Source organism: Streptomyces sp. NPDC001068 (genome assembly GCF_042897315.1).
Lineage (GTDB): Bacteria > Actinomycetota > Actinomycetes > Streptomycetales > Streptomycetaceae > Streptomyces.
This window is the reverse complement of sequence record NZ_JBIAYD010000007.1, coordinates 42,423-66,596: the sequence shown is the minus strand read 5'-3', so window position 1 is coordinate 66,596 and position 24,174 is coordinate 42,423. Positions and strand designations below refer to the sequence as shown.

16 protein-coding genes are annotated in these 24,174 nt (G+C 71.4%); 4 read left to right on the top strand and 12 right to left on the bottom strand.

What is annotated here, in order from left to right; translation table 11 throughout:
• Positions 1 to 225: 225 nt before the first annotated feature.
• The 3 genes from ACFY3I_RS20480 to ACFY3I_RS20470 all read right to left on the bottom strand — a co-directional run bounded on the left by ACFY3I_RS20480 (position 226) and on the right by ACFY3I_RS20470 (position 3,410).
• Positions 226 to 960 (bottom strand): hypothetical protein, encoded by a 735-nt coding sequence (locus ACFY3I_RS20480; RefSeq protein ID WP_390861850.1) that lies wholly within the window; start codon positions 958 to 960, stop codon positions 226 to 228.
• Positions 961 to 1,399: 439 nt separating this feature from the next.
• Positions 1,400 to 1,801 carry a hypothetical protein gene (locus ACFY3I_RS20475; RefSeq protein ID WP_390861849.1) on the bottom strand — a complete coding sequence of 134 codons (402 nt, stop codon included), beginning with the start codon at positions 1,799 to 1,801 and terminating at the stop codon, positions 1,400 to 1,402.
• Positions 1,802 to 2,549: 748 nt separating this feature from the next.
• Positions 2,550 to 3,410, bottom strand: a complete 861-nt coding sequence (locus ACFY3I_RS20470; protein WP_390861847.1) for an esterase/lipase family protein — start codon at positions 3,408 to 3,410, stop codon at positions 2,550 to 2,552.
• A gap of 477 nt (positions 3,411 to 3,887) precedes the next feature.
• Between ACFY3I_RS20470 and ACFY3I_RS20465 the strand changes: the two genes are divergently transcribed.
• Complete coding sequence (locus ACFY3I_RS20465; RefSeq protein WP_390861845.1) at positions 3,888 to 7,340, top strand: DNA polymerase III subunit alpha; 3,453 nt, start codon at positions 3,888 to 3,890, stop codon at positions 7,338 to 7,340.
• A 370-nt stretch (positions 7,341 to 7,710) separates the two neighbouring features.
• Here ACFY3I_RS20465 and ACFY3I_RS20460 read toward each other — a convergent pair whose 3' ends face one another.
• The 6 genes from ACFY3I_RS20460 to ACFY3I_RS20435 form a co-directional block, all read right to left on the bottom strand.
• Complete coding sequence (locus tag ACFY3I_RS20460) at positions 7,711 to 9,798, bottom strand: SpoIIE family protein phosphatase (protein ID WP_390861844.1); 2,088 nt, start codon at positions 9,796 to 9,798, stop codon at positions 7,711 to 7,713.
• Positions 9,799 to 9,943: 145 nt separating this feature from the next.
• Entirely contained in the window at positions 9,944 to 11,023 is a 1,080-nt protein-coding gene (locus ACFY3I_RS20455; RefSeq protein WP_390861843.1) for a S1 family peptidase, read from the bottom strand.
• Between the two features lie 270 nt (positions 11,024 to 11,293).
• Complete coding sequence (locus tag ACFY3I_RS20450) at positions 11,294 to 12,148, bottom strand: slipin family protein (protein WP_390861842.1); 855 nt, start codon at positions 12,146 to 12,148, stop codon at positions 11,294 to 11,296.
• 122 nt (positions 12,149 to 12,270) lie between these two features.
• Entirely contained in the window at positions 12,271 to 13,170 is a 900-nt protein-coding gene (locus tag ACFY3I_RS20445) for a S1 family peptidase (RefSeq protein ID WP_365288106.1), read from the bottom strand.
• A 479-nt stretch (positions 13,171 to 13,649) separates the two neighbouring features.
• Entirely contained in the window at positions 13,650 to 14,465 is an 816-nt protein-coding gene (locus ACFY3I_RS20440; protein ID WP_390861840.1) for an LLM class flavin-dependent oxidoreductase, read from the bottom strand.
• Positions 14,466 to 14,546: 81 nt separating this feature from the next.
• Complete coding sequence (locus tag ACFY3I_RS20435; protein WP_390861838.1) at positions 14,547 to 16,325, bottom strand: FAD/NAD(P)-binding protein; 1,779 nt, start codon at positions 16,323 to 16,325, stop codon at positions 14,547 to 14,549.
• Between the two features lie 934 nt (positions 16,326 to 17,259).
• Between ACFY3I_RS20435 and ACFY3I_RS20430 the strand changes: the two genes are divergently transcribed.
• The gene (locus tag ACFY3I_RS20430; RefSeq protein ID WP_365288112.1) at positions 17,260 to 17,700 is read left to right on the top strand and encodes a cell division protein SepF; all 441 of its coding nucleotides are present in this window, start codon (positions 17,260 to 17,262) and stop codon (positions 17,698 to 17,700) included.
• A gap of 37 nt (positions 17,701 to 17,737) precedes the next feature.
• Here ACFY3I_RS20430 and ACFY3I_RS20425 read toward each other — a convergent pair whose 3' ends face one another.
• Entirely contained in the window at positions 17,738 to 18,931 is a 1,194-nt protein-coding gene (locus ACFY3I_RS20425; RefSeq protein ID WP_365288114.1) for an acyl-CoA dehydrogenase family protein, read from the bottom strand.
• Between the two features lie 80 nt (positions 18,932 to 19,011).
• Complete coding sequence (locus tag ACFY3I_RS20420; protein WP_390861837.1) at positions 19,012 to 20,613, bottom strand: MFS transporter; 1,602 nt, start codon at positions 20,611 to 20,613, stop codon at positions 19,012 to 19,014.
• 259 nt (positions 20,614 to 20,872) lie between these two features.
• Between ACFY3I_RS20420 and ACFY3I_RS20415 the strand changes: the two genes are divergently transcribed.
• Entirely contained in the window at positions 20,873 to 22,204 is a 1,332-nt protein-coding gene (locus ACFY3I_RS20415; protein WP_390861835.1) for a hypothetical protein, read from the top strand.
• Between the two features lie 238 nt (positions 22,205 to 22,442).
• The gene (locus tag ACFY3I_RS20410) at positions 22,443 to 23,471 is read left to right on the top strand and encodes a phosphatase PAP2 family protein (RefSeq protein ID WP_390861834.1); all 1,029 of its coding nucleotides are present in this window, start codon (positions 22,443 to 22,445) and stop codon (positions 23,469 to 23,471) included.
• Between the two features lie 107 nt (positions 23,472 to 23,578).
• Here ACFY3I_RS20410 and ACFY3I_RS20405 read toward each other — a convergent pair whose 3' ends face one another.
• On the bottom strand, positions 23,579 to 23,794 hold the full coding sequence (locus ACFY3I_RS20405; protein WP_365288122.1) for an I78 family peptidase inhibitor: 216 nt from the start codon (positions 23,792 to 23,794) through the stop codon (positions 23,579 to 23,581).
• Between the last annotated feature and the right edge of the window lie 380 nt (positions 23,795 to 24,174).

Genomic DNA, 24,174 nt, shown 5'->3' with positions numbered 1-24,174 from the left:
GGCAGCGCCGCGTATGCCTCTGCGGTTCTGGCGTCGACCGTCTCGCTTGCTTGTCGAAATGCGTCACCGCGAGTGGTCGCAAATTCGGCAGGAGAATGGAAGCAATCTTCTAGATTTCCGAGCTGCCATGAGAATCCGCTCTCGTCTGGATCGGGACCGGGCCTTCGTGGCGACCTTATGAATCGCCTGGGCAGACTGCTCATACCCGCACTCCTTGTCGTTCCGTCATGACCCTAGCCCGGCGGCGAGCATGTCAGCGTAAATCAGCAGCTCGCGTACGTGGCGTGATGAAAATCCCGCCGAAGATGGAAAAGTTTTCATCTTGGCATCCATAGCCAGAATCCCGATGGTCTTATCGTTGCTGATCACTTGTACTACAACGACAGAGTCGTCGGCGGCTGTTGGAGTTGTAGAGTGGAAAGGCGATGCCGTATTGTGTCGGATTAGCACCTGGCCTGTCGTTGCTGTGATCTCAAGGGCACTGTAGGCGGCGTGAGTTCCGTTCTTTATTTCCCTCTCGGCCGTAGTTGGCCATTGGGATACAAGGGAAAATATGGAGGTGCCAGCATCCCAGCGGTAGAAGATTCCTCGCGCACCTTCCGATATCTCTGAAACTCCTACCACTATGGACTGGTCCAGTCGGCCGCGCCTCACGTCTCGCTCCAATTGGGGGAGTGACACGTCTGCGATGACAGCGGCCTGTTGAGCGCTTGGTGCCAAGTTGGCCACTAGATTTTGGTAGTTTTCTTCTGCCTCTGTTGCTAGGCGTTGCATCCTGTTCCGATATTCCGTCAGGCGCATTTTTTCGCTGTTCCCGACGTATACGGCTAGGGCGGATGATGCGACGCCTGTTGCAATCCAGAGTTGCTGGTGAGGCCCTTCGTTGCTTCCGTAGATACTGGCCAGGAAGGCATAGGCTGTGGCCAGTAGTGTTGCTAATCCGAGGGTGAGATTCACCATCTTGTCTTTAAATTGCGGTGACATTTACCCCCCGACTGCCGCAGATGAGGACCAAGGTACGCCTTACGGTGCGCTTATGTTGGGGCTTCCCTCCAAGACGTCTGGTCAACCGGTCAGCGAGGTCGTGGATGGCGCGCCCTGGCTCCATCGCTGTTGCCCCTGCGGGCTGCTGCGTCCGTGCAACCCGAATGACGGGGGTGAGCGCCACGGTTTGGGTGTTGGGAGGCAAAGATCGCTGCCGCGCAACTCTGGACGAGACGTGGACGGGATCGTCCCGCGAGGACCTCGCCCGTGGCCAAGGCGCAGGTCAAGCGGTATATGGAGTGGCGATTTTGAGAGGACTGTAAAGCTGACCGTCATTGCCTGTGGTCCCCCCACTCGGAGGCGTGAACGTGTCGATGGCCGGGGCGAGCCTGCGCTGCTGGCCGGCCATCGGGCATCACAGGCTGGCGACGCGAATCCTCTGCTGCTCTTGCAATGCCGCGCGGTACAGCGTGCACACATCGCTGTCCCTTAGCTGTGTGGCCTGGGTGCGGCTTCCCGCGGCCTCGCTCAGCGCGCGAACGCGGTCGAGTAGCCCTGTGCCCGGGGTTCCCGGCTTCCAGACGACGATGTGGTCGTCTTGGTTGCGGGTGAGCTCGATGGGCAGGTGGTGCACCCCCCGGCCGCGGAGTATGCCGTAGATGTCCTGCAACGCGACGCCGCGCAGGCTGCGATGCTTCCCGATTTCGCGAAGCTGCCGCATCTGGAAGAGCCCGAGGGCGTCGTTCCCGGCGAACGCGTGGACGATCCGGAATGCTCGGGATTCGGAGAGAAGGCGTTGCTCGGCAGCGGTAGGCATGATCCCCCAGATGTTGTGACAGATCGGCAGCCTATCGATCCGCTCGTATTCCCTTCCAGGGAACGGCCAGCTTCGTCGGGTGGTCCGCGGTGGTGTCTGCGTGCAGAGTGTCAACGGGCCTGTGGGGCCGGTGTGGGGCAGGCGGGAGAATGCACTCGTTTTTCGCTGGTCAGGGCCGCGCGGTCGCGCGGTCTGTAAATCTGCCGTGCTGCTGCAGGGCGGGGCCGTCCCTGGGCCGTCGAAGGGCGGCCCAGGGCAACCGGCAACGACCAATGACAGCCGTCCGATCGCAGGCCAGCGCTGCACCGACGTCGAACGCGTGAGGTCGCTCCGGACAGACGCCACTTCCTGCGCAACAAGTCCGGTCATGCTCCCCCAGGCCGGCAGTCCGCGCACAGGGCGCATACCGACCACGACGCGGGGAGCCAATCTGGGAGCCAACCCAGGCGTCTGACCGCGGACGAACACGAACCCTCACGGACAGCAGCAGCGTTCAGACCCAGGTGAGCCGGGGTCTCCCGACCCCGCTTCCTCAGACGCCGGTTAGCCCCGCCTTAACGCGAGCATAAGGATCTCCCCCAGCCGCTCCCGGCAGGCGATTCCGCGGTGTCGCGGGGCTAGTTTCGAGGTGCCCCCACGGGATCCGCCCCGCGCCGGCGGGCGTGCCGGCGCCGATCCCTCACGGCTCGGGGCCTGACCGGCGGCTCAGGCCGGACAGGCCCCGGCGGCGTTCAGCCGGGCGGGCCGCTCAGCTGAACGCCGACGCGCAGCTGGTGGCGGTGGCGTGTGCCGGGTCGAGCGCGTTGGCCACCTCGTGGAAGGCGATCCGGTCGAAGAGCCCGATCGCCACGTGTTCGGAGAGGTCGAGCGAGCACAGGTCCTGGAGCAGGACGTTGTGGACGTCCGAGCCGCTCAGGTACTGGCTCTGCCAGGGGGTGGCCACCTCGTCGTACTTGGTGGAGATGACCGTGTAGTGCACTCCGGGGACGGTGTCGCCGCCCGCGTTGAGTTTGGTGAGGAACGCGGAGCCGGGGATCTGGTCGGCGAGGCCGGGGGTGGTGGCCTTGATCAGGTCCGAGGCACCGGGGAAGTACGGCAGCAGGTTGGTGAGGCCGCTGAGGGTGGCGCCGTGGTTGTCGGGGGCGAGGCCGACGAGGGCGTTCACCTTGGCGGCGCCGCCGAGGAACCTCAGGTAGTAGCGGGGCATCATGCCGCCCTGGGAGTGGCCGACGAGGTCGGCCTTGGCGGCGCCGGTCGCGGAGAGCACCTTGTCGACATAGGCGGAGAGTTGCTCCGCCGACTTGTCGATGGGGCCGAGGCCGTAGAAGACGGGGACGCCGGACAGCTGGCCGTAGTCGAGGGAGAAGACGCAGTAGCCGCGGTCCTCCAGGTACGGCGCGAGGGAGAGCCAGTTGTCGACGGAGTTGCCCAGCGTGCCGTGGACCAGGATCACGGGACGGGGGTGGGCGGCGGAGGGACGGCAGGAGTAGTCGTTCCAGCCGGTGCTGGGGGCGCTCGACGCGTGGGCGGTGGCTGCGGGGACGGTGGCGACGGCGGCGGCGAGGAGCAGTGCGGTCAGGGGTCTGAGCGCTCGTTTCCAGGGCAGCATCGTGTGATCTCCTTGCGGCTCAAGGGAGGTGCGACGGCCTTACGCCCTGTGATCCGGATCACGAGGATGCTGTTCACCCATCAAGTTACGGACGAGTAGTGCAAGCGTGAAGTTACGCGTCGGTAAAACTTCTGAGTAACCGGTCGCGCACCACTCGCCTGACGGGATGTCACGAGCCGGGCCCGAAGGGGACGATAGGGCGCCGCCCGCGCCGGACCGCCCCGCAACACGCCGCGCCGCAACACGCCACTGCCGGACCCCGCGGCCGGGCACCCGTCGGCAACGTCCGCCACCCGGCCCCCTGGACGGCCGCCGTGCGCCACCAGCACTTCCACCCCTGCAGCCCTTTCGAAAATCGCAGACGCGTTCGAATCAGATGTCGCCGACCGATGCTGATGAGGTTAGAGTAATCGAACGAGCGTACGATGAACATATCGGGCTAGCGCGGCAAAAGGGGTGGACTGATGGAGGTGCGGCATGGCGGGCTTCGCCCACGTGCACGTCGCGTCCGGTTACTCCGCCCGCTACGGCGCCTCCCATCCCGAGCAGCTCGTCCGGCGGGCGGCGGACCGGGGCATCCCCGCGCTCGCGCTCACCGACCGGGACACCGTCACCGGGGCTGTTCGATTCGCGCGGGCCTGTGCGAAGGACGGAGTCCGGCCGGTCTTCGGCATCGATCTCGCGGTGGAGGCCCTCGCCCCCGCGCCGCCCGGCCCGCGGCGCCGCACCCCGGCACACGGCGGCGCGCACGTCGTCGAGCCGCCGCTGCGGTTCGTGCTGCTCGCACAGGACCGGGCGGGGTGGGCCCGGCTGTGCCGGATCACGTCGGCCGCCCACGTCGGCGCCGTGTCCGGCGTCCCGCCGGTGGTGCCGTGGCAGGCGCTGCGCGAGTACGGCGGCCCGGGGCTGACCGTGCTGCTCGGTCCGCTCTCGGAGCCGGTGCGGGCGCTGTCGGTGGGGCGGGAGGACGTGGCGACGAGGCTGCTGGCGCCCTGGCAGGAGATCTTCGGGAGGGACGTCCGATTGGAAGCCGTCGCGCAGAAACGTTTCGGCACGGGACCGGGATCCCTGCGCCTGGCCGCCCGCACCCTCGCGCTCTCCGACCGCACCGGCACCACCGCCGTGCTCTCCAACGCCGTCCGCTACGCCGACCCCGACCAGCACCGCCTCGCCGACGTCCTGGACGCCGCCCGGCTGCTCAGACCGGTCGACCGGCGCCACCTGGACAGCGGACAGCGCTGGCTCAAGGACGAGCGCGGCATGGAGACCGTCGCCCGCATGGTCGTCGAAAGCGCCGGAGGAGACCTCCACCGGGCCCGCCGGCTGCTGGCGGACACCGCCGCCACCGCGGCCGCGTGCACCCTCGACCCGAAGGCGGACCTCGGACTCGGCACCCCGCACCTCCCCGAGCCGGCGCTCTTCGGCGCGGCGCCGGAGGCGGGCGGTGCGGCCCGGCTGCTGCGGCAGAGGTCCGAGGCCGGTCTGGCGCGACGCGGCCTCGACCGCGACCCGGACGCACTCGCCCGGCTGGACGAGGAGCTCGCCGTCATCTCCCACTGGAACTACGACGCGTACTTCCTCGCCGTCGGCCAGGTCGTCGCCGACATCCGGGCCAAGGGCATCCGGGTCGCCGCCCGCGGCTCCGGCGCCGGCTCCCTGGTCTGCCACGCCCTGGACATCGCCACCGCCAACCCGCTCGACCACCACCTGCTGTTCGAACGCTTCCTGAGCAGGCGCCGGGAGTCCCTGCCCGACATCGACATCGACGTGGAGTCCGCCCGCCGACTGGAGTGCTACGACACCATCTTCGAACGGTTCGGGAAGGAGCGGGTCGCGGTCACCGCGATGCCCGAGACCTACCGGGCGCGCAGGGCCCTGCGGGACACCGGCCTCGCGCTCGGCCTCCCGCCCGCCGACGTCGACCGGATCGCCAAGAGCTTCCCGCACCTGCGGGCCTGCGACATCACCCGTGCCCTCGCCGAACTGCCCGAGTTGCGGCAGCTGGCGGGCGAGGCGGACCGGTACGGGCCCCTGTGGGAACTGGCCGAAGGTCTCGACTCCCTGGTCCACGGCATGGCGATGCACCCGTGCGGTGTGGTCATCAGCGACGCGACCCTGCTGGACCGGCTGCCCGTGCAGCCCACGCCGCAGGGCGACTACCCCATGGCGATGGCCGCGAAGGAGGAGATCGAGGCGCTCGGCAACATCAAGCTCGATGTGCTGGGTGTTCGTATGCAGTCCGCGATGGCCCACGCGGTCACCGAGATCGAACGCGCAACCGGGAACCGTATCGACCTGGACGACCCCGGGCAGGTGCCGCTCGACGACGTCTTCGCGTTCAAGCTCATCCAGTCCAGCCAGACCCTCGGCCTGTTCCAGCTGGAGTCCCCCGGCCAGCAGGACCTGCTCTCCCGGCTCCAGCCCCGGGACGTGCAGGACGTCATCGCCGACATCAGCCTCTTCCGTCCCGGCCCGGTCGCCGGCGGCATGCCCGAGCGCTACATCGCCGCCCGGCACGGCGGCACGCCCGGCTACGCCCACCGGGACCTGGAGCAGGTGCTCGCCGACACCTACGGCGTGACCATCTGGCACGAGCAGATCATCGAGACCCTGCGGGTGCTGACCGGCTGCGACCGGGCCTTCGGTGAGATCACCCGGCGGGCGCTCGGTGACAAGGAGCAGCTGCCCAGGATCAGGGACTGGTTCCACGAGCGGGCCGGCGCGCGCGGCTACGGCGCGGCCGTGCGGGAGGAGGTGTGGAAGACCGTCGAGGCCTTCGGGGCGTACGGCTTCTGCCGCGCCCACGCGGTCGCCTTCGCCGTGCCCGCGCTGCAGAGTGCCTGGCTCAAGGCGCACCACCCGGCGTTCCTGCTGGCCGGGCTGCTCGAACACGACCCCGGGATGTGGCCCAAGCGGGTCCTCGTCTCCGACGCCCGCCGTCGCGGGGTTCCCGTCCTGCCCGTCGACGTCAGCCGCTCCCGGGTACGGCACACCGTGGAGAAGGCCGACGGGGACCGGTGGGGCGTGCGGCTCGCGCTGTCCGCGGTGCACGGCATCAGCGGGGACGAGTGCGCGCGCATCGAGGCGGGGCAGCCGTACGGATCGCTGTCGGACTTCTGGCAGCGGGCACACCCCAGCAGGCCGGTCGCCGAACGCCTCGCCGCGATCGGTGCCCTGAACTGTCTGCACGACGGCCGGCTCACCCGCCGCGACCTGCTGCTCCAGATCACCGAACTGCACCGGCAGTCCCGCAACCGGACCGCGCACGAGGGCCAACTGCCCATCGACACCGGCGCGGTCGGCGGGGCCGAGCCGAGCGGGCTGCCGGAGATGACCGGACGCGAGGCGCTGAGCGCGGAGCTGAACACCCTCGGCATCGACGTCTCCCGGCACCTCATGGACCACCACCACCGGCTGCTGCGCGAGATCGGCGCGACCGACGCGGCCCACCTGGCCGGCCTGCGCGCCGGACAGCAGATCCTGGTCGCCGGGGTGCGGGCCTCCACCCAGACCCCGCCGATCGCGAGCGGCAAGCGGATCATCTTCGTCACCCTGGAGGACGGCTCCGGCCTGGTCGACCTCGCCTTCTTCGAGGACTCCCACCCGGCCTGCGCGCACACCGTCTTCCACAGCGGGCTGCTGCTGGTGCGCGGCACGGTCCAGGTGCGCGGCAGCCGTCGTACCGTCGTCGGCACCATGGCCTGGGACCTGGACGAGATCGCCACCGCCCGCCGTGACAACGGCCCCGAGGCCGCGCTCGCCCTCCTCGGCCGGAGCCGCCCGCACCCGACGCCCGCCCAGCCGCGGCGCACCCTGGCCGACGGGACCGCGGGCGCCCGGCTGCATCCGTACGCCGATCTCCAGCCGGCCGGTACCCGCTCGGCGGACCTGAAGAAGTTCGGCCACCGCAGTCCGGGGAGCGCGGGATGAGTGCACGGCAGCGGCGCACCGCCCGCACCGGCGAGGCCGCCACCGCTCCCGGCGAGGGTGTGTGCCGCAGGTCACCACGGCGGGGCCCGCCGGCCGGGAACACCGGCGGCCCGCGGGCCGTTCATCTGTACGTGGCTGCGGAGGGGACAGTGTCCCCGGGCCTCACCTACAGCCCATGGGGACGATCGTCCGGCTGAAGCCCCATGGAGCCCCTCGCCGAGAGGCGACCGCCCTCCGCACGCCACCACGTACCGCTCCGGCTGGTCTCCCCCGTCCAGCCGGGGCTTTCTCGTACGCCCGGCGACGGACCGGACCCCACGGCAGCACGCGACGGCGCCGGCCCCATGGCCGCACGCGACGGCTCCGGGCCCTACGACAGCACGCGACGGCGGGGCGGGGGCGGGAGGGTCTGTTCGGCCCAGACGGTCTTGCCGTCGGCCGTGTGCCGGACACCCCAGTTCTGGGCGAGCTGGGCGACGATGAACAGGCCGCGGCCCCCTTCGTCGGCGGTCTTCGCATGCCGCAGCCGGGGTGCGAGGGCGTTGCTGTCGTGGACCTCGCAGGTGAGGGTGCGGTCCTTGATGAGCTGCAGCCGGACGGGCGGGGTGCCGTAGCGGACGGCATTGGTGACCAGCTCACTGACGATCATCTCGGTGGTGTACGCGGTCTCCTCGTCCACGCCCCACCGGGCGAGCTGGCGATGGGCCTGGCCGCGGGCGGTGGCGACGGCCTTGGGGCGGTGGCCGAGATGCCAGGTGGCGACGTCCTCGGCGGGGAAGGGATGGGTGCGGGCGAGCAGGAGGACGACGTCACTGTGACGGCAGTCGTTGCGCCGCAACCGGTAGAGCACCTCGTCGCACAGGTCCTGCAACGGCCGCCCGGGGTGGGCCAGCACCTGCCGCAGGATGTCCGGGGCCGGTCCGATCTGCGGCAGGGCCGCGGTGTAGAAGGCGAGGACGCTGCCTTCGGCGACGGAGATCGTGGTGGCGGCGAAGGGCGGGCCCGCCGTGCTGCCCAGGGGAGGTCCGCACGGCAGGTCCAGGACCTCGGTGGTCCCGTCGGGGTGGGCGACCACGGGCGCGGGATGCCCGGCCAGGGCGATGGTGCAGGTCTGGGCGAACGGGTCGTGGACCGCGTACAGACAGCTTCCCGTCAGGGGCAGGGGCTCGCCGGGGGGCAGCGTCACGCGTTCCTCGGCGAGGCTGAGGGCCGTGTCGTTGAGGCGGGCGAGGAGTTCGTCGGGCTCCAGGTCCAGCGCGGCCAGGGAGTGCACGGCGGTCCGCATCTGCCCCATCGTGATGGCCGCGTGGACGCCTTCGCCCGCGACTTCGCCGACCACCAGCGCGGTGCGGGCACCGGACAGGGCGAAGGTGTCGAACCCGCCGCCCCCGCCCGCCGCGGAGGGTACGTGCAGGTAGGCGGTCTCGACGGAGCTCCGCGGCGCGGGCTGGGGCGGCAGCAGGTGCCGCTGGACGGTCAGGGCGATGGTGTGTTCGCGGGTGTAGCGGCGGGCGTTGTCGATGCACAGCGCGGTGTGCGCGGCCACTTCGAGGGCGAGGGCGACATCGCCCTTGTCGTAGAAGTCGGCCTGGTCGGTGCGGTACAGGCTCAGCAGTCCCAGCACGGTGCCGCGCACGGTCAGGGGCACCGTGATGAGCAGGCGGGCGCCGGAGGCTCGGATGGCCTCGGCGCGTGGCGGGTCGGCCGCCAGCCAGGGCGTGTCGGGGCCCAGGGCGACGAGGCGGGGCTTGAGGTCGGCCAGTGTCTGGGCGTAGGGAGTGGCGAAGGGCAGGGCGCGCACGTCGCCCACCGGATGCGCCTGGGTCTGCTCCTCGCCGCCGCTGTGGCCGTAGGCGGCACGGCGCAGCGGCACCTCCGGTCCCAGCGGGCTCAGCGGTGGCTCCTCGCCGCGTATCACGGCGTCCACCACCTCCACCACGACGATGTCGGCGAGATCCGGCATCACGGCCTGTGTCAGTTCCTCGCAGGTGGCGACCACGTCCAGGGTCCGTCCCACGTGCTCGCGCACGGCGCCGAGGACCCGCATCCGGCGAGTCACCCGTTCACACTCGGTGACGTCGAGCATCTCCGCGAGCACTCCCCAGGCCTTTCCCCGGGCGTCCTCCAGACGGAACGCCGAGACGGAGAACAGGTACTCCGGCCCCGTACTGCCCTTGCGCCGCACCCCCACGAGCCGCCCCCGCACCGACTCGCCGCCGGCCAGCACCCCGCGCAGCATCGCCTCGACCTCGCCGGGAACGGAGAGGTCGTACACGTCGGTGACGTGCCGGCCCACGATCTGTTCCCGGGCCGCTCCGTGCAGATCCGGCGCGGTGAGGTTGATCCGCAGGATGCGCAGATCCGTGTCCAGGACCAGCAGGCCAGTGGGCGACTGGTGGAACAGTGCTTCCAGCACTGCGGCACCCCTGCCCGGCGAGACGGCTTCGTTGTGCGCCACGGCAACCCACCTCCCTAGTCCAGCCTGCACCGACCCTTGGTGCGGCGCTCCCCCGCGCCGAGTGTCCGGCGCTCCCCGCGCGCACGGCAGCGAGCTGCCCCGCCCCCCGGGACGGGGGCGGGGCAGCTCGGCGATTCGGTGCGGGTCAGCCGATCTGGGTGCCGGTGACCGACAGCGCCTCCGTCACCGGCTGGAAGAACGTCTCCCCGCCGGAGGTGCAGTCGCCGCTGCCGCCGGAGGTCAGCCCGACCGCGTCGCTGCCGGAGAAGAGCGAACCGCCGCTGTCGCCGGGCTCGGCGCACACGTCGGTCTGGATGAGCCCGCTCACCGTGCCCTCCGAGTAGTTCACGGTGGCGTTGAGGCCGGTGACCGTGCCGTCGTGGACCTGGGTGGTGGAGCCGCTGCGGGTCACCTTCATGCCCACGGTCGCCTCGGCGGCACCGGTGATCTTCTGGGTGGAGCCGTTGTAGAGGTCGACCTCGCTCGGGTGGTCCACCTCGGAGGTGTACTTGACCAGACCGAAGTCGTTGCCCGGGAAGCTGGACTGCGCGTTCGAGCCGATCACGCTGCCGGAGGAGTCCGACCAGCTGGAGATGGCGTCGGTGCAGTGGCCCGCGGTCAGGAAGTAGGGCTCGCCGCCCTTGACCACGTTGAAGCCGAGCGAGCAGCGTCCGCCGGACCCGCTGATCGCGTCGCCGCCGGCGATGAAGGGTTTGAACTCACCCTTCGAGCGGCGCAGTTCGGCCTTCTCGCCGAGTCCGTCGACGACCTTGGCGAGCTTGTCCAGCGCGGTGCCGGCGACCGTCCTGTCGGCGGTGACGACGACCCTGTCGGTGACCGGGTCGGTGGCCCAGGAGGTGCCGGGGATGGTGGCGTCCTGCTTCAACGTGGTCCGGGCGCCGTCGAGTTCGGCGAGGGAGTTGGCGACGAGTCTCGCCTTGGCCCCGGCGGCCTCGACGGTCCGCGCCGCGGTGTCGTCGAGCACGTTGACGACCAGGCTCTTCGTCCTGGCGTCGTAGTACGTGCCGGCCGCGCCGGTGCCCAGGTCGGCGGCGAGTGCCGAGGCGAGCTTTCCGGCCGCGGGCACGGACAGTGTCCGTGGTGCGGCGGACTTGGCGGGCTCGCTGGCGTTCGCAGTCTGGAAGGTCACGCCGGCTGCGACGAGCGCGGCCGCGCCCGCGCCGGCGAGGACCGCCCGGCGCCCGGGTATGCGTCGGTGCTTCAACTCATGTCCTCCTGTGGGGGGTCGGCCCTTCAGGTTGTGGGGACCTGGGGGCCGGAAGGCTGGTTGACGGGCGCCTACTATTCCGACTCCCACAGGGAGTACACAAGGTCGACTTCAGGACGCGCGTGCGCGGATGTTGTGCGCCCCCTGTGCCCGAACCGTTCGCAGTCACCCCCGGAGGATTCGCACTGCAAACACTACGGGCGAGTAACCAAGGGCGGAGAGTGACCCCTGCCCCTGGCCGGAATTCAGCCCTCCTGGCGCTGCCGGCTACTCCGCCCCTCGCGGATCTCCCGGCCGCCCCGGCCCGCCGGCCCCGTCCCCCGCGCCGTTCGCCGCGGACCCGTCGGCCACCGCCGGCGGTTGCTGCTGGGCCCGCTCCAGGAACCTCAGGAGTTCCACCGGGAACGGCAGCACCAGCGTCGAGTTCTTCTCGGCGGCGACCGCCACCACGGTCTGCAGCAGCCGCAGTTGGAGCGCGGCCGGCTGCTCGGACATCTCCTTGGCCGCCTCCGCGAGCTTCTTGGAGGCCTGGAGTTCGGCGTCGGCGTTGATGACCCGGGCCCGGCGCTCCCGGTCGGCCTCGGCCTGCCGGGCCATGGACCGCTTCATGGTCTCGGGCAGCGAGACGTCCTTGATCTCGACGCGGTCGATGGTGACGCCCCACTCCACGGCCGGGCTGTCGATCATCAGCTCGAGCCCCTGGTTGAGCTTCTCCCGGTTCGACAGCAGGTCGTCCAGCTCACTCTTGCCGATGATGGAACGCAGTGAGGTCTGCGCCATCTGCGAGACCGCGAACCGGTAGTCCTCGACGCGGACGATCGCCTCGGCGGCCGCGGTCACCTTGAAGTAGACGACGGCGTCGACACGGACGGTCACGTTGTCCCGGGTGATGCCCTCCTGCGCGGGCACGGGCATCGTGACGATCTGCATGTTGACCTTCTGGAGCCGGTCCACGAACGGGACGATCATGGTGAACCCGGGCTCGCGCACCTCCGGCCGCAGCCGGCCGAGGCGGAACACCACGCCTCGCTCGTACTGTCTGACGACCCGCGCCGCGGCCAGCGCGTAGACCGCGCCGACGGACACGAGAGCGGCTCCGGCCGCCACCAGCGCCTCGACCATGCCGACCCCCAGGGGGTGACTCCGATGGTCCTTCGACGGTAACTCCGGCACCCGTCAAAGGGGAGCCCCCGCACGCCGGTTGCGTGCGGGGGCCCACTGGGAGAGCTGATCCGGGAGGACCGTCAGCCGACGCTCACGCCGTAGTAGCTCAGCGCCTCGGTGACCGGCTGGAAGAAGGTCGTACCGCCGGAGGTGCAGTTGCCGCTGCCGCCCGAGGTCAGACCGTAGGCGACGGAACCGCCGTAGAGCGGGCCGCCGCTGTCGCCGCCCTCGGCGCAGACCGTGGTCTGGATCATGCCGTAGACGACGTCACCACTGCCGTAGTTGACGGTGGCGTTGAGCGCGGTGACCCGGCCGCTGTGGGTGCCGGTGGTCGAACCGCGGCGGTACACCGTCGTCCCGACGGACGGGGTGGCCGCGCTGGTGATGGTCTGGCTGCCGACCGCGCTCGGGTGCGCGACGGAGCTGTTGGTGTAGCGGACCAGCGCGAAGTCGTTGGTCGGGAAGCTGTAGCTGACGTTGGTGCCCAGGACCGTGGTGTGGCCGGAGTTGCTGTACCAGGTCGAGGCCACCTCACCGCAGTGCCCGGCGGTCAGGAAGTAGTACGTGCTGCCGCTGTGCACGTTGAAGCCGAGCGAGCAGCGGTAGGAGCCGCCGTAGATGGCGTCGCCGCCGGTGATCAGCTTCTTGAAGGTACCGGGGGTCCGCTTGACGGTGATCGCGCCGGCGTCGGAGCCCGCCTCCTGCTTGATCTTGGCGATCTCGGCGGCGGAGACCGTGGAGTCGGCGGTGACGACGACACGGTTGGTCTTGCTGTCGACGGCCCAGGCCGTGCCGGGGACGTCCGCCTTCAGAACGGAGCTGTTCACGGCCTTCAGTTCACTCGCGCTGAAGGTGTGGACGGTACTCGCGCTCGCGGTGGGGACGGCGAACGCTGCCGCGGCCAGGAAGCCGGTGCCCACGGCGATCAGCCGGGTCCGTCTCGTGATACCGCTGCGGGGGGTCGTGCGCTTGATCCTCACTTTTCGTTCCCTCCCAGGGGAATCAGGGGGCCCGCGTGGGGTCGGGGCCCGTGAGGCGCAGCCGGGGGTGGCGTTCGGGTTCCGAACACGCAATGCCCCTGACAAGCGCTGTGGGGGAGTATTCGGGCGAACGACCGGTACCCGCAAGAGTGCCTTTCGGCCGTGCGACCGTGTTCGAACCATGCCGACTTTGTGGGATCTCGTCGTGGTCCGGGCGGGATGACACCGGGTCACAATTCCCGCCAAACCCTCGGGTCACTGTGTGCTCCCCCGCCTCGATCGCGGAGCCCGGCCCGCGGCCAGGTCGCGGCAAGGGGGCAGCTGAACGGGTCCGCGACGGCCGCACGTCGGCGACGGCGCCCGGGGTGGGGCCGACGGCGTCGGGACCGTCGGCGCCCCGGGCGGCCGAATAGAGAATCCCGAAACGGCGACCACCGGCCCGTCCGATGCGCGGACGGCCCCCCGCGCTGCCGCCCGGCTCAGGGGGTCGCCGACCGGTCGGCGGCCCGGGACAGGCCCAGGTGCTCGCGCAGGGTGCTGCCCGGATAGAAGGTGCGGAACAGCCCGCGGTGCTGGAGCAGTGCCACGGTGCCGTTGACCAGCCGCTCCAGGTCGCGGCGCGGTTCGACGGGGACCAGGTGGAAGCCGTCGGCGGCGCCCTGGCCGTGCCAGCCGGCGATCAGCTCCGCGAGGTCCACCGGACCGCCCCGGTACCGGGGCCCCCGCGCGGTCTGCCGGGGCCCGCCGCCACCGTGCCCCGGCTCGGCCGCGCGCTCCCCGTCCCCCAGGTCCACCAGCAGACTCACCAGCACCCGCAGCACATCCGGATTCCTCCCGAACTCCCGGGCGCGGTGCCGTAGTTCGTCGCGTGCGGCGGCGGCCTGCGCGGAGCTCGCGGCCCGCACCAGGACGACGTCGGCGTACCGGGCCGCGGTCCGCCGGGCGGCCCCCTCGGTGGCGTCGGCCACCCGGACCGGATGCAGGGGCGAGGGTTCCGGCGCCTCGCTCCACCAGCCCGCCCGGCCCCGGCTGGCCCGGTCCAGGGGGACGACGGCGGCCCGCGGGACGGTGACCAGCGGCACCAGGCCGATCCGCCGGGTGGCCGGGGCAACCTGCGACAGCGCGTCGATCGGGTCGCCCTGCGCCTGTCCGGACCGGCCGTCGAGCGTGACGAAGTCCAGGGCCCCGCTCTCGGCGAGCCGCGCGAGTTCGACGTGCCGTTCCGTGTCGAACACGTCGGTCTGGTCCACGGCGGCGGCCAGGTGCAGCAGTCCCCGGCCGTACGAGCCGGTCATGAGGAACCGTCCTCTCCACACATCGCGGGAGCCTGGAAGACGACGACACCGGGGCCGGCGGCCTCCCGGGCGCACCCGCTCTCACGGTTCACCACGGCCGCCGGCTCCCCCCGCCGTGCCGGAGCCCCCGGTCAGGAAGGCCAGGACCGCACGGGCGGTGGCGTCGTTCTGCCGGAACGCGGGCCCTCCGGTGCGCGGCCGGGTGAACGCGCCGGGCGTACGGGCGTCGGTGAACGGACCGAGCGCGAACCGCCGTGGGTGCGGCCGCCCGGCCCCGTCGAGGATCCGCCCGTCCACGGGGTCCACCCTGAGCAGCCCTTCGGGGCTCTCGGCGGCCCCGTCGGTCCGCAGCTCGCGCAGCAGCGCGTCCCGGGTGCGCCCGAGGGCCGGTTCGGGCAGCCGCGCCTCGACCAGCGCCCGCGCCGCGACGGAGTACCCGGGCACGGTGGCCGAGGACGCCCGGAACACCCCGTCGCGCGCCGTGACCGTCATCCCGGCGCCGACGAACCGGACCACCCCGGCCCGGGACAGCGCGAGCAGCTGCCGCAGCCGGGGTCCGGGCGGCCCGGAGGCCAGGTAGCTGAAGAACCCGTGCCACCAGGACCCGATGTCACCTAGCCGCACCAACTGCCCGTAGACGGAGAGCAGTCCGAGGAAGACCGCCAGGTCGGGGCTGTGCCGCGGGTCGTGACGACGGCTCAGGTCCTCGGTCACCCGGGCCCGCAGCGCGTCCTGGAACTCCTCGTGCGATCCGTACCGCACGCCGTCCAGGGGGCGGTCCAGTGCCGCGAGGTCGAGCCGGTCGGCCGGGCCCGGTACGGCGGCGGCCACCAGGGCCCGTATCTCGGCGTCCCCCTCGGCGGCGGCGTACTTCTCCTCGAAGTCCCCCCAGGCGACGGCCGTCCGCTGCGGGTGCGCGGCGAAGAGCCGGTGGTAGTGGGCGAAGCCCAGCTCCTTCTCCACCAGCGGCCACACGTCCCGCCGGAAGTCGAACCCGCCCGGGCGGGCGCGCAGTTCGTCGATCTCGCCGGGTCCGAGGAACCGGGGCAGCGGCGGGCGGTCACCGGTCCAGTCGTAGCCGATCTTCGAGTGGTACGGCACTCCGCGCCGCGACCCGACGTACAGCACCGGTTCCCGTCCGGACGGCAGGTAGGTGTCTTCGTGGTACCGCCCGCCGCGGCCCTCCGTGAGCAGCACCATCAGGTCGACGAAGGCGAGCCCGAAGCCCCGCACCAGGACCGGCTCGCCGGGCCGCAGCGCGGACAGGTCGCTGTCGGCGGTGAAGTCCGGCGGCAGGTGGACCAGGCCGTGCGTGTCGGCGTACGCGGCCAGGGCGGCCTGTTCGGGGTCGGGTTCGGCGTCCAGGTGGCCGAGGGCTAGCACCACGAGGTCGGCGGGGATCGGGCGGGTCCGGCCCTCCAGCCAGACCCGCTGGCGCCCGTCGCGCGGTCCGCTCACCCGCAGGGCACGGTGGGGGTGGTGGTGCACGGTGACGCCCTCGGGCAGGTCGGCCACGGCCCGGTCGTGGACGTGCCGCAGATACCGGCCCTGGATCCGCCGGTCGGCGAAGACCCGGCCGTCCAGTCCCGCCCACTCGTGCAGGGTCGGCCCCGCGCGTACCGGGCCGGTCATCCGCACCGTCTCGTCGGTGAACATGGTGACGTCCTCGGCGTGCGAGTTCATCCACAGCAGCGGTGACTGGGCGGCCCGCCAGATCCGCCCGGCGCCCGGTGGGTGCGGGTCGACCAGGTGGATGTCGAGGCCCGTACCGGCGTACAGCTCGGGCGCGTTGGCGGCGATGCGGTCGAGCAGCCCGGTCCCCCGCGGACCGGCTCCCACGATCACCAGCCGGGGCCTCATCGGGCCGTCCCCGTGCCGCGCGTGTCGTACGTGCCGGGGTGCGGCCGGCCGGTGCGGACCGCGGTGGTCCCGCCGGGCGGGACGATCCGTCTCGGACGCGGCAGGACGGATCGCGGAACGGATCCCGGAACGTCCGCGTACTCGGGTGTGCCGGGGCGGGCGGGGGTTTTGGGAAGGGTGTCGCATGACATGCGAAGGCTCCGTGGCGGATCAATCGAACACGGTGGACGCGCGCACGGTGGTGCGGCGGGTGCCTTCACACGGAACGCCGTCGGACGGCGCTCTCACGGCCGAGCCCCTCAGCAGGGCCGTTCCTCGACTGTACGGGGCCGTTTCCCGTCCCTGTCAAGGCTGTCCAGACTGTGAGCGGCACGTCTCAGGCCTGTTGACGGAAAACCGGAGACCTGTTCCACTTGGCCCATGCGCCCACAGCAGTGGCTGGTCACCCGCTCCCACATCGACTTCGGTCGCGTGTGGTCCTGTTCCTGTTGAGCTGCCCCACTGCGCGCCCCGCCGACGGCGGGAGTTCTGCGCTTCTCCCTCGCGTTCCTCGCCCCGCCTTCACACGTGCGCCCCTCCCCTCGCGCCTCCCCTCGTGGATCTCCCCGTCCGAGCCCGAGAACTGACGACGCGTCAGAGCGGAATGAGCCCTGAGCTGCGTTGTCGTATCGGCCTATTGTCGGTTCGTCACCCGTCGCCGGTTCACCCGAACGCACCGCTCGTCACCCATACGCCCGGAACAATCATATTTCACTCACAGTCAGCAGCCGTGTAGGCGAAGACCCTTGGGGTACCTGGGCTCTCGACGTATGCGCTCTGCACCAGTACCGTCACAAACCCCCCGCGCGGCGTCTATCCACTTGGCGCGCCATCCGCATCATGGACGACCATAGGGGTGCGGAAGCATGAAAGACCGCTGTGAGAGGAGGCGTCCATGGGATCGGTACGCAAGGCGAGTGCCTGGCTTGGCCTCGTCGACGACAACGATGACGAGCGCTACTACGACGACGACTACTCCGAAGGGACCGAGCAGCCCGGGGATGCCTGGGTCACCGACCCCCGGGTCAAGGTGGCCTCGGACACCGCCGAGGAGACGGGCCGCCGGATCGGCACGGTCACCCCGGACAGCTTCCGGGACGCCCGCGCGATCGGCGAGCTGTTCCGCGAGGGCGTGCCGGTCATCGTGAACCTCACCGCCATGGAGGCCGGCGACGCCAAGCGGGTCGTCGACTTCGCGGCCGGGCTGATCTTCGGCCTGCGGGGTTCGATCGACCGGGTGTCGAACCGGGTCTTCCTGCTCTCCCCCGCCAACACCGAGATCGTCAACGGCGAACCGGCCTCGCGCCGGGAGAACGGTTTCTTCAACCAGAGCTGAGGCAGGGCCGCTCGCCGGCCCTGCCCCCGCGCAGGGGTCACCGGAAGGCGTCGAGCCCGGTGAGCGCCTTGCCCAGCACGAGCTGGTGCATCTCGACGGTGCCCTCGTAGGTGAGCACCGACTCCAGGTTGGTCGCGTGCCGCATCACGGGGTACTCCAGCGAGATCCCGTTCGCCCCGAGGATCGTCCGGGCGGTGCGGCAGATCTCGATCGCCTCCCGCACGTTGTTGAGCTTGCCGAAGCTGACCTGCTCGGGACGCAGGCGGCCGGCGTCCATCCGCCGTCCCAAGTGATGGGCGAGCAGGATCCCCTTGTGCAGTTCGACCGCCATGTCGGCGAGTTTGGCCTGGGTGAGCTGGAAGCCGCCGATGGGCCTGCCGAACTGCTCCCGCGACTTCGCGTAGTCGACGGCCGTCTCGAAGCAGGTGCGCGCCGCGCCCATGGCACCCCACACGATCCCGTACCGGGCGTGCGACAGACAGCTGAGCGGTCCCTTGAGCCCGGTCACCCCGGGCAGCACGGCGTCGGCGGGCAGCCGTACGTCGTCCATCACCAGCTCGCTGGTGACGCTGGCCCGCAGCGACCACTTGTGCTTGATCTCCGGCGCCGAGAACCCCGGCGTGTCGGTGGGCACCACGAACCCGCGGATGCCGTTGTCGGTCTGCGCCCACACGACGGCCACGCCGGCCACCGAGCCGTTGGTGATCCACATCTTCCGGCCGTTGAGCACCCAGTCGCCGCCGGCCTCGCGCTTGGCGTGCGTCCGCATGGCGGCCGGGTCGGAGCCGTGGTCGGGCTCGGTGAGGCCGAAGCAGCCGATGACGTCGCCCGCGGCCATGGCGGGCAGCCAGCGCGTCTTCTGCTCCTCGCTGCCGAACCGGTGGATGGCGTACATGGCCAGCGACCCCTGCACGGACACCAGCGAGCGGATGCCCGAGTCGGCGGCCTCCAGCTCCAGGCAGGCCAGCCCGTACTGGACGGCGGACGCGCCGGCGCAGCCGTACCCGGTCAGCGACATCCCGAGGGCTCCGATGCCGCCCAGTTCCCTGGCGAGCTCCCTGATGCCCGGCAGTTCCCCGCTCTCGTACCAGTCGGCGACGAAGGGCAGGACCCGGTCCGCCGCCCAGCCGCGCACGGTCTCCCGGACGGCGAGGTCCTCCGGCTCGAGAAGGTCGTCGATACCGAGCGGATCACCGGTGTCGAACGGCGGCAGCTTTCCGGACGCGGACATGAGAACCTCCTAAAACTAGCACCGCTAGTTGCATCAGACTACGCGCAGTCCCGCCGTTCGCCCAGCCGCGCCGGGGCGGGTCACGCCGAGACGCGGGACATCTGGGGCTCCCTGGGGGCCGGGAGTTCCACCGCCGGCTCCTCGCACTGCATCACCCGGGGCAGGCGAAGCGCCATCACCGCGCCCAGGAGCAGCAGTCCCGCGCTCACCAGCAGCGTCACGTGCAGACCATGCACGAAGGAGTCCCGCGCGGCTCGGCGCAGCGCCGCACCGGCCGGCCCGCCGAGCCGACCGGCGACCTCGTACGCCTCGCCCAGGGAGTGTCCCGCCGCCACGGACGCCGACTCCGGCACCCCGGGCACCCGGGACAGCCCCGGCGCGTACGCCGCGTTCATCACACTGCCGAGCAGCGCGATCCCGATGCCCGCGCCCAGCTGGTACGAGGTCTCGCCGATCGCCGCCGCCCCGCCGGCCTGCGCCGCCGGCGCCTCGCTCAGCATCGACTCGTACGCCCCGAAGAGCGTGGTCTCCAGGCCGAAGCCGAGCAGCACGAAACCGCACAGCAGCAGAGCGGCGTTGTCCGCCCCGCCCATCGCGGTCAGCGTCAGCACCGCCGCCGCGGTCAGGCAGAAGCCGAAGCACACCATCCGGCGTGGCCCGACGCGCCGCAGCAGCCGGGCCCCGGCCAGTCCGGCCGCCATCGCGGCGAGCGTCAGCGGCAGCAGCCGCAGCCCCGTCTGCAGGGGCGACAGCCCCAGCACCAGTTGCAGGTACTGCGCGGCGATCAGTTCGAGGCCCACCAGCGCGAGCATCGCCAGCACGATGCAGCACACCGCGGTGCTGAAGGCCGGGCGCGCGAACATCTTCAGGTCCACCAGGGGGAACGTACGGCGCCGTTGCCGTCGTACGAACAGGAACAGCAGCAGCGCCCCGAGCACCAGCGGCGCCACCGTCAACGCGTCGGCGGCCGGTTCGCCACTGCCGAGCCGCTTCACGGCGAACACCACGCCGAACAGTCCGACGGCCGCCATCAGGGCGCCCACGACGTCCCAGGGGCCGTCGCGGTCGCCGCGCGACTCGGGGAGCAGCAGCCGTCCCACCGGGAGACTGACCAGCATCAGCGGGATGTTGACGAGGAAGACCGAGCCCCACCAGAAGTGTTCGAGAAGGAAGCCGCCCAACAGCGGCCCGACGGCGGCGCCGACCGCCGCCACCGCGCTCCACACGCCGATGGCCAGGGCCCGTTCACGGCGGTCGGGGAAGACCTGCCGGAGGATGGACAGCGTCGCCGGCATGATCATCGCACCGCCGACACCGAGCAGCGCCCGGGCCCCGATCAGTGCCTCGGCGGTGGGCGCGACGGCGGCCAGCGCCGAGGCGACCCCGAACAGGGCGTAACCGAGGAGCAGGACGCGCCGCCGGCCGACACGGTCGCCGAGCGTGCCGAACAGGATCAGCAGCGAGGCGCAGACCAGCGGGTAGACGTCGACGATCCAGAGCAGTTCCATAGCGCCGGGCTTGAGGTCCTCGGTGACGGCCGGCACGGCGACGTGCAGGACGGTCGCGTCGAGGGCGACCAGCAGCAGGCTGACGCAGAGGACGACGAGGACGACCCAGCGGTTGGCACCGGCACCGGTCGCCCGACGGCGCGGCCGTACGGCTGCCGTGGTCGTCCCGGACATGTACGTACCTCCCAGATGATCCCTCGCGTGCGGCGGATCGACGGGCGGGGACTCCCCGTCGTACGGCCGGAGAGGAGCGGGATCTCCGGCCCGCGCATACGAACGCGAGTGACACGTCAGCGTACGCGAGTTCGTTCCGGGGGCACGTGGCGGACCTCTCACACGCTCCACGCAAGTCGTGTGGCGTACGCCACTGACCCCGTTCCCCGTCACGACGCGGTGCGCCGTCCGGTTCCGCGGCCCGTCGATAATCGAGCCCGTGACCGATCTTGAGACGCCCGTGGCCGCGCCACGCGCCCCGGCCCTTCGCCGGGCCGCGCCGGCCCTGCTCGGGTACGCCGCCGTACGCGCCCTCGGCCTGCTCGCGCTGGCCGTGTGGAGCGGGGCGCGCGGCAAGAGCGCGTACACCTTGCTGACGGCGCGCTGGGACTCGCTGTGGTACACCCGCGTCGCCGGGCTGGGATACGGCTACGAGGTGCGGCTGCCGAACGGCGACGTCCACTCCGATCTGGCCTTCTTCCCGCTGCTGCCCTGGCTGGAGCGCCTGCTGCACGCGCTCACCCCCCTGTCCTACGGGGGCGCGGGCTTCACGGTGGGGCTGCTCGCCTCGCTCGCCGCGGCCTGGGGGATCTTCGCGGTCGCCGACTTCGTGTACGGCGCCCGGGTCGGCCTCTGCGCCGTACTTCTGTGGGCCGCGCTGCCGGTCGGAGTCGTGCAGTCGATGGCGTACAGCGAGTCCCTGTTCACGGCGCTGGCCGCCTGGTCGCTGTACGCGGTGCTGACCGGCCGCTGGGTGGGCGCGGGTGCGCTGGCCGCGCTCGCGGGGCTGACCCGGCCGGTGGGGCTCGCGGTCGTGGCGGCGGTGTGGGCGGCGGGCGTGGTCTCGTTCGTGCGGGACCGAAGTGGGGGCGCGCGAGAACGTGGCGAGAAGCACGATCCCGGCGCGCGGATCGACGAGTACGCCCCTGAACCGTCCAGCGCCCCCCACGCCCGGCGCACTCCCCCGACGACCGGCGCACCCGGAACCGCCCACGCCCCGCGCGCGACACGCACCCCGTCCGCCCTGGGCTGCGCGCCCGCCTCCGGCGCACCCCCCTGGCGACGCGCCCTCGGCATGCTCCTCGCCCCTGTCGGCGCCGCCGCCTACGTCCTGTGGGTCGGCCGGCGCACCGGCAGGGGACCGCTCGGCTATCTGGACGTCCAGGCGGGCTGGCGCAACGGCTTCGACGGCGGCTACGCCTTCGCACGTTTCGTGGGCGACAAGTTCACGTCATTTCCGTCCGCTCTGGCCGGCGCGGGTTTGGCCGTCGGCGTGGGCGTGCTGCTGTGGCTCTACGTGACCGGCGTCCGGCAGCGCCAACCGCTTCCCCTGCTGGTCTACACGGGAGTCGTCGTCGCGCTCGCGCTGTGCGCGTCGAGCTACTTCGGCTCCAAGCCGCGCCTGCTGATGCCGGCCTTCCCGGTGCTGCTCCCCCTGGCCAGGGCCCTCGCCCGGGCACGCACCCGACGATCGGTGCTGGTCACGACCGTGTTGGCGGTGGCCTCCGCGGTGTATGGCGCGTTCTGGCTGAACGGGTCGGGGCCACCGTGATCGCCGGCGCGGCGGCGGTGAGCAGCCGGGGGACTCCACACCACGCCCTGGTTAACGAATTCATAAGTGCCATAAAACGGCCGCCCGGCATGATCAAAGGAATTGAAGGACGCGCACGCCGCGGATTACGGAATCCTTAGAATTCGGAGGCCTCCTGAGAGGTTTCCCACATCACATCGTCATCACAAAGCCCCAGTTTCGACCGGGAACAGAGCTCACTCGCTGTAACGTCGATTGGGTGCGTACCGAACGAAACCTCACCCGTCTGGACCGGGTGTTCGCCAGGCTGGACCGTGAGCCGGAACGACCGGCCCACATTGATGTGCCGAAGATGAGCCGGCACCGGGTCGTGTTGTTCACCGCGACCCTCGCCTTCTACCTGGCGATCGTGTGGGCCGTCGTGATCACGTCCTGGCTGGTCCGGCTCGACTGGCAGGTCATGTTCTTCCGGCCGTACCAGCAGTGGTCGGAGATCCACTGGTTCGTCGACTACTACGTGGTCCTCGGCCAGCGCGGTCCGACCGCCGTGATGGTGGCGGCCTGGCTGGGCTGGCGCTCCTGGCGGCAGCACACGCTGCGCCCGCTGCTGACCCTCGGTGCCTCCCTGCTGCTGCTCAACATCACGGTCGGTGCCGCCAAGCTCGGCATGGGGCGTCTCGGACCGCACTACGCGACCGTGATCGGCTCGAACGAGATGGGCCTGGGCGGCGATATATTCCCCAGCGGCCACACCGCCAACGCGGTGGTGACCTGGGGAATTCTGGCATATCTGGCCTCCACCCCGAGGGCCCGCCGGTGGCTCTCCGCCGCTTCCGCGGTCACCTCGCTCGGCGTCGGCATGTCCACCGTCTACCTCGGTACGCACTGGCTGAGCGACGTGTTGCTGGGCTGGGCCGCGGGGCTGCTGATCCTGCTGGCGCTGCCGTGGTGCGAACCGTTCATCGCCCGCGCCGAGACCTGGCTCTTCGACCTGCGCGACCGCTGGCGCACCGGCCGCGGCAGTACGGCGCCCGTACCCGCGCCCGTCCCGGTCTCTCCGGTGGTGCTCAAACCGCGCACGGCGGCCCCCGAGGACGCGCCCGCCCCGGAACGCGAGCCGGTCTCCCCGTCCCGCTCGCCCCGGGCCCCGATCCATCTGGCCCCCGGGCCGCACACGGCCCGCTCCGAGCGCACGCCGGTGACCCCGGCGGGCAGCCGCCGGCCGCCGCACCCGGAGCGCCAGCCGCGCGGCGGCGCCCAGCCGGCCCGCCCGCTGACGGGCGGCTGACGGCCGGACGGACCCGACGGCGCGGGCACCCGGTACGCACGGCCGGCCCGCACTCTGAAGGCCCCGGCCCCCCGACTGCGGGGGCCGGGGCCTTCGCAGTGCCGCGGTCAGCCCTTCCAGGCGCGTGCCACGACGCCGTCGCGTACCTCGAAGTTGAGCCGTCCCGCGCGGTACTCCATGGTGATGATCGCGCCCGGCGGCAGCGGGCGGACCGTGGCCCACCCCCGCCGCCGGGCAAGCCGTTCCGCGTCGCCCGCGTCGAGGCCGACATACCCCTGCGGGCTGTCCTGGGGCTCCTCGGACGGAGCCGGATTCGGTGCCATGCGGCCACGCTAGGCCGCTTCCCGCGGCGGCGGAAGTCGAGAACGGCCGGCGAAGTCAGCCGTCCCCCTCCGGTCACGCTTCTGTCACAGGTTCACGACACGCGTTTCAGTCGAACTCCGTCACACGTATGTGCGGTTCAGTACCTCTTCCCGGCTCATTCCCGCGCAATTCCCTGTTGCCGGTAGGGTCTTCCGAAAAGCCTGCCGGAATGAACCGGAAGCACGGACCGAGGCGGCTCGGCGGAGCCCATTCCATTCCGAATCCGCGGGCCGCCGGGGAAGCTGACACCACATAAGAGTTTCACCGCTTCGACACAGAACCCCCGGCGGGACCGGCCCCGGGGCGGTTCCCGCGGCGCGAACTCGAAGCCGGCCGTCGG